Origin of the sequence: Caballeronia sp. (genome assembly GCF_049581465.1) — a bacterium.
Classification (GTDB): Bacteria; Pseudomonadota; Gammaproteobacteria; order Burkholderiales; family Burkholderiaceae; genus Caballeronia.
The window spans coordinates 1-5,311 of sequence record NZ_JBAUSA010000819.1 but is presented as its reverse complement, the minus strand read 5'-3'; the positions used below and the strand labels follow the sequence as shown (position 1 = coordinate 5,311).

The window sequence follows — 5,311 nt, the reverse complement described above, 5'->3', positions numbered from 1 at the left end:
GATTGTTTCGTGCCAAAAGCCTGAAATGTGCAATGACGACACTAAGGTATTCGCGGTTTGAACGCGTTTCTTTGCTTCGTTTCTTTGCGCGTTTGCAAAGAAATGAAGTCCCGCCCCGGATAGGGGCTAACAGTAATAAGCAAGAAAATACTACTTAAGCAGAACGACCACGCCAGCAGAAGGACTCAACGCTCTCCCCACACTCGCCGCTAGCAGCATCGCTCCGCCCAAAGCTAACAGCCGGCCCCTAAGCGACTCGCTTGCTCCGTCGATATTGATCGAACAACACCGCGAGCAACAGAATGCCGCCACGAATCAGATATTGATAAAACGTCGGTACGTTAAGCAGACTCATCGCGTCCTGCACGGAGCCCATGATCAGCACACCGACTAGCACACCTGAAATCGTCGCCACGCCGCCCGTCAGGGAAACTCCACCCAGCACGCATGCCGAAATCACACCCAGCTCCAATCCAACCGACGTCTTCGGATCGCCAAGACTCATCCGCGATGCCAGCATCACGCCCGCAAAACCCGTGACTAGACCCTGCAACACGAACACAGCAATCTTAATGCGCATGACCGGCAAGCCCGCCAGCAGCGCTGCTTCGCCATTTCCACCCACAGCCAGCACGTTCTTGCCGAACACAGTCTTCTTCAGCAAAAAGCCGAACAGCACGAAGCCCACAATATTCGACCAGATCGGATACGAGATGCCGAGAAACGAGCCACCACCGAGTTCAAAGAAGGACTCCTCGGAAATCATCACAGCGTCGCCGTGAGACGTGATAAAGGCCAGGCCGCGCACGACTTCCATCATCGCAAGCGTGACAATCAACGAGTTGATCTTCCAACGCGCGATCAACACGCCGTTCACCAGCCCCACCGCACCTCCCGCCAGAACGCCACCCACGATTCCGAGCGTCAGGCTGTGTGTCGAGGTGATCAGCGTGGACGCCACGACACCCGCAAAAGCGACGATCGATGCAACCGACAAATCCACTTCACCCAGTGCCAAAACGAACATCATGGTGACGGAAATGGAACCTATCAGCGTGACCGACAGCAGCAGGCCCTGGATATTGCGCGAACTGATAAAGTCCGGCACGGTCAGCGACAGCGTAGCGAACAGGATGACGAACACCATCACGATGCCCGACTTGTTGATAAGGTCCCACGTCCTCGCGGCGCGCGCGCGGTGACCGACGCTTTCCTTCGGGTCAGGCTGGTTCGTGACGGGGGTGTTGGACGTCTGCATGTTGTGTATTTCCTTCAAGGCGCGTCGACTACGCGCCCTCGTTGTATAGGTCCCGTTCAGCCGGGTAACGCGAGCTTGATCAATTGATCGGGCGTGACTTGGGCTTTCGGCAAATTCCCGACGATCTTTCCTTCCCGCATCACGATCACGCGATCCGCCACGCCAATCACTTCGGCCAGATCGCTCGACACCACGATCACCGTGCGCCCCGCTTCCGCCAGCCCATACAACAGGCCATAAATTTCGCTGCGCGCACCGACGTCAATGCCGCGGGTGGGTTCGTCCATCAGGAACACGTCGATTTCCTCGGCCAGCCAGCGCGACAGGATCACTTTCTGCTGGTTGCCGCCGGACAGCGTGCCGATTGCCGTATTGCCGTCGCGTGTCTTGATCGCGAGCTTGGCGATGTACTCGCTCGTGGTAGACGCTTCCTTCGCGGAATTCAGTACGAAAAGCGGACTGAAATGGCGCCGGCAGCTGATATTCAAATTGTCGGACACCGAACCAATGGCGACGATGCCCTCCTGCTTGCGATCCTCCGGGCACAGCGCCACGCCCGCGCGGACCGCGTCACGCGGCGTCTTGAAGCGCTGCGGCGAACCTTTCAGCACGATCTGGCCAGCCGTCGGCCTGACCGCCCCGTAGATGAGTTTCATCAGTTCGGAACGCCCTGCGCCGACCAGCCCGAAGAAGCCGACAATCTCGCCCTTGCGTGCAACAAACGACGCCGGCTCGGATAATCCAGGCCCCATCAAGCCCTGCACGTCCAGTTGTACGTCGCCCGCAGCGCGTTCACGATATCCATAGACGTCGTGGATCGAGCGCCCGACCATGCAACTGATCAGTTGGTCACGCTCAAGTCCATCCACATTCTCAAACGTCTCGATGCGCCGGCCGTCGCGGAAAACCGTCACGCGATCGCACAACTGGTAAACCTCGTCCATGCGGTGGGTTACGTAGATGATCGCGCGGCCTTCGGCCCTCAACGCGCGGATTATCTTGAAGAGGTGTTCAGTCTCGCGCGAGGACAGCGAGCTCGTGGGTTCGTCGAAGGCGATCACGCGCGCGTTGCGCATCAGCGCCTTGCCGATTTCGATCATCTGCCGCTGCCCGATCGACAAATGCTTTACCTGCATATTCGGATCGATCTGCTCACCGAGCCTGGCAAGTTCGCTTATGGCGCGCCTGACGATCTCTTTTTCGTTCAGCACCCCGAAGCGGCTTGGCAGCGCGCCGAGCATCAGGTTCTCGGCCACGGTCAATTCCGGTACGAGATGCAACTCCTGATAAATGATCGCGATTCCAGCGGCGATAGCCGCCTTGGTCGTTGCAAACTGGTGTTGCTCTCCATTGAGCGACAAGCTGCCGCTCGTCATGGAGTTGACGCCTGAGAGGACTTTTAACAGCGTCGACTTGCCTGCGCCGTTCTCTCCCATCAAGCCGTGGACTTCACCTGTACGCACGCCGAGCGAGACGGAGTCGAGCGCCAGCACGCCGGGAAAGCGCACCGTGACGTTGTCAAGGTGAAGATACGGATCGGCCGAGGCCACTGCAGTTTCCATCAATGAGGTTCCCGGCGAAAACGTCGAACAGGGCGTGGCTCGTTAAGGCCCCGCCCTTCGTGAAGGACTTAGATGCCCAGTTCCTTGCGCACGTCCAGCCAGTTAGCACGGACCATGAGCTTGCCGGTCGTCTGGGTGTCGGCCGGCGGCTGCTTGCCGGACTTGATCCAGTCGATGAGGTTCTGCGTGCTGTCCTTGCCGTGATTGGTCGAGCTCACCGCGATCGTGCCGTAGAAGCCCGTCGGTTCCTTCTTCTGGAACTCGGCGAACGCCTCACCCGCGCCGTTGATGCCGACGCCAATCACGTCCGAACCCGGGATCTTCAACTGTTCGGTTGCGCGCACGGCGCCGAGCACGCTTTCTTCGTTGAGTGCGAAGATCACCCACTTCTTGATGTTCGGATGCTGCGACAAGACCGGCGATGCAGCGTTAAAGCCGCCTTCGTCGTCGGTGGTCTTTTGCGGAGCGTCGAAAATGTTGTCCTTCTTGAAGCCACCCGCCAGCAAGGTTTGCGTGGCGCCGTCCGTGCGTTGCTTGGCGGTGGGCAACTCATAGTCGGTGATGCGCAGCGCGCCGACTTCATCAGGGTTCCAGCCGCGCTTCTTGATTTCGTCGGAGATGGCCGTGCCTACCTGATTACCGATCTTGATCGCCGACATCCCTAGGTGGGGCACGTCAGTCAGCGGCTTGCCGGTCGAATCGACCAATTGGTCGTCCACCGTCACGAATTTCATGTTGTAACGCTTTGCACGAGCTTCGATTGCCGGTCCGAGACGCACGTCCGGTGCGCAGATCACGAAGCCTTTCGCGCCTTGTGCGCCCAGGTTGTCGATAGCGGAGAGCACCTTTTCGCCGTCCGGCGTGCCGATGTTTACAACCGTGAAGTGCTCTTGCTGGCTCAGAGCCGTAGCCGCCTTCTGCTCGTTGATGAACCACGCCTGTTCCGGCATCTTGACCAGGAAGCCGACCTTCAGCGGTTCGTCGGCATGAGCCGACATTTGCGTGGCGAACGGAATTCCGAGCGTGGCGGCCGCGATTGCGGTCAAGGTCAAACGACGAAGATTGCGGTTCAGCTTGCGATTCATGTGGCTGTCTCCTAAGTGATTAGAGGCTGCATAGCTCAAGTGTTGTGCAGCAAGCGCAGGCTTGACGCCCGTTCGCTCCTTCTACGGCCCCTCGGGTTTCCCCCCTAAATGACTCGCCAAGCGGCTCTCGTTTTTGTGAGAAGTGCCGGCAAACGGCGCAGACATCGTTTTGGGTCTGGCGGATTCTAAGGAAGCGCGCGATTCCTTTCCAATCAGTTTTTTAGTGCCCCCGATATCAAATCGGGTATGTCATCATCGCGTCAGCAAACAAAAGTGTGGAGAAAAGGTGATGGTTCAGGGTTACTCGAACTGGTTCGTGCGTGCGCGGTTGAAGACGCGCCAGTTATTGCTGCTTGCGGCAATGGAGGAGGAAGGCAACGTGCGCCGTGCCGCCGATGTGCTCGGGATGACTCAGCCTGCGGCGTCGCGTTTATTGAAGGAACTGGAGGACGTGCTCGAAGTGAGTTTGTTCGACCGCACGTCGCACGGCATGCGCGCCACGCTTTACGGCGAAGTCATGATCCGGCATGCGCGCATGGTGTTGTCGAACCTGAGTCAGGCGCACGACGAGATTTCCGCGTTGCGTGCGGGGCTGGCGGGCAAGGTGCAGATCGGCGTGATCGCTGCTGCCGCCGCGACGATGGTGCCGCTCGCCATCGGCCGCGTGAAGGCGGAGTATCCGCAGTTGCAGATCTGGCTGCAGGTGGAAACCTCCAACGTCATGCTGCCGCTGGTTGCCCAGGGCGATCTCGACATCATGGTGGGTCGTGTGCTTGAGCAGCAGGGGCAGTACAAGGATGCGGTGCGTTACGAGCCTATCGCCGATGAACCTCTTTGCGTGGTCGCGCGCCCTGGGCATCCGCTCGAACATGCGACCGGGCTTACGATGCGCGGGCTGGAGAGCGCTGCATGGGTGCTGCATCCGCCGGGTAGCGTGCTGCGGCATCGCTTCGACATGGCGTTTTCGGAGCTGGATATCAGGCCGCCGCAAAACGTGGTGAACACCAATAACTTCCTGGCGATCTGGAGTCTTTTGCTGCACAGCGACATGCTGGCGGTGATGCCTGACGAGGTCGCCAGGCAGTACGAGGAATTTGGCACGCTGAAGAGGTTGGCGATTGAGTTGCCGTGCCGGATGGACGCGTTTGGGATTATTACGCGGCAGACGCAATTGTTATCGCCGGCGGCAAGTGTGGTGTTAAGCGCGTTGCGGGACGCTGCTGCTGAGGTTTATGGGGTAGGGGTCGGGGCGCTGGCGCTTTGAGGGGTTTGGGGGTGGTTTGGGCGGTGCTGCTAGCGGCGAGTGGGGGGAGAGCATTGAGTCCTTCTGCTCGCGTGGTCGTTCTGCTTAAGTCGGATTTTCTTGCTTATTACTGTTAGCCCCTATCCGGGGCGGGACTTCATTT

The 5,311-nt window shown here is 59.1% G+C and carries 4 protein-coding genes; 1 reads left to right on the top strand and 3 read right to left on the bottom strand.

The features are described 5' to 3' along the window. Positions 1-247 precede the first annotated feature (247 nt). From araH to WCA53_RS20160, 3 genes are all read right to left on the bottom strand, one after another. Entirely contained in the window at positions 248-1,258 is a 1,011-nt protein-coding gene (gene araH / locus WCA53_RS20170; RefSeq protein WP_423914765.1) for an L-arabinose ABC transporter permease AraH, read from the bottom strand. A gap of 56 nt (positions 1,259-1,314) precedes the next feature. Then, positions 1,315-2,820, bottom strand: coding sequence for an L-arabinose ABC transporter ATP-binding protein AraG (gene araG, locus WCA53_RS20165; protein WP_423914760.1), 1,506 nt, complete (start codon positions 2,818-2,820; stop codon positions 1,315-1,317). Positions 2,821-2,888: 68 nt separating this feature from the next. Then, a complete protein-coding gene (locus WCA53_RS20160; RefSeq protein WP_423914770.1) occupies positions 2,889-3,893 on the bottom strand; it encodes an arabinose ABC transporter substrate-binding protein in 1,005 nt (334 codons plus the stop codon). A 301-nt stretch (positions 3,894-4,194) separates the two neighbouring features. Between WCA53_RS20160 and WCA53_RS20155 the strand changes: the two genes are divergently transcribed. Next, positions 4,195-5,169: a LysR family transcriptional regulator gene (locus WCA53_RS20155; RefSeq protein WP_423914758.1), complete on the top strand. Its 975-nt coding sequence runs from the start codon at positions 4,195-4,197 to the stop codon at positions 5,167-5,169. Positions 5,170-5,311 lie beyond the last annotated feature (142 nt).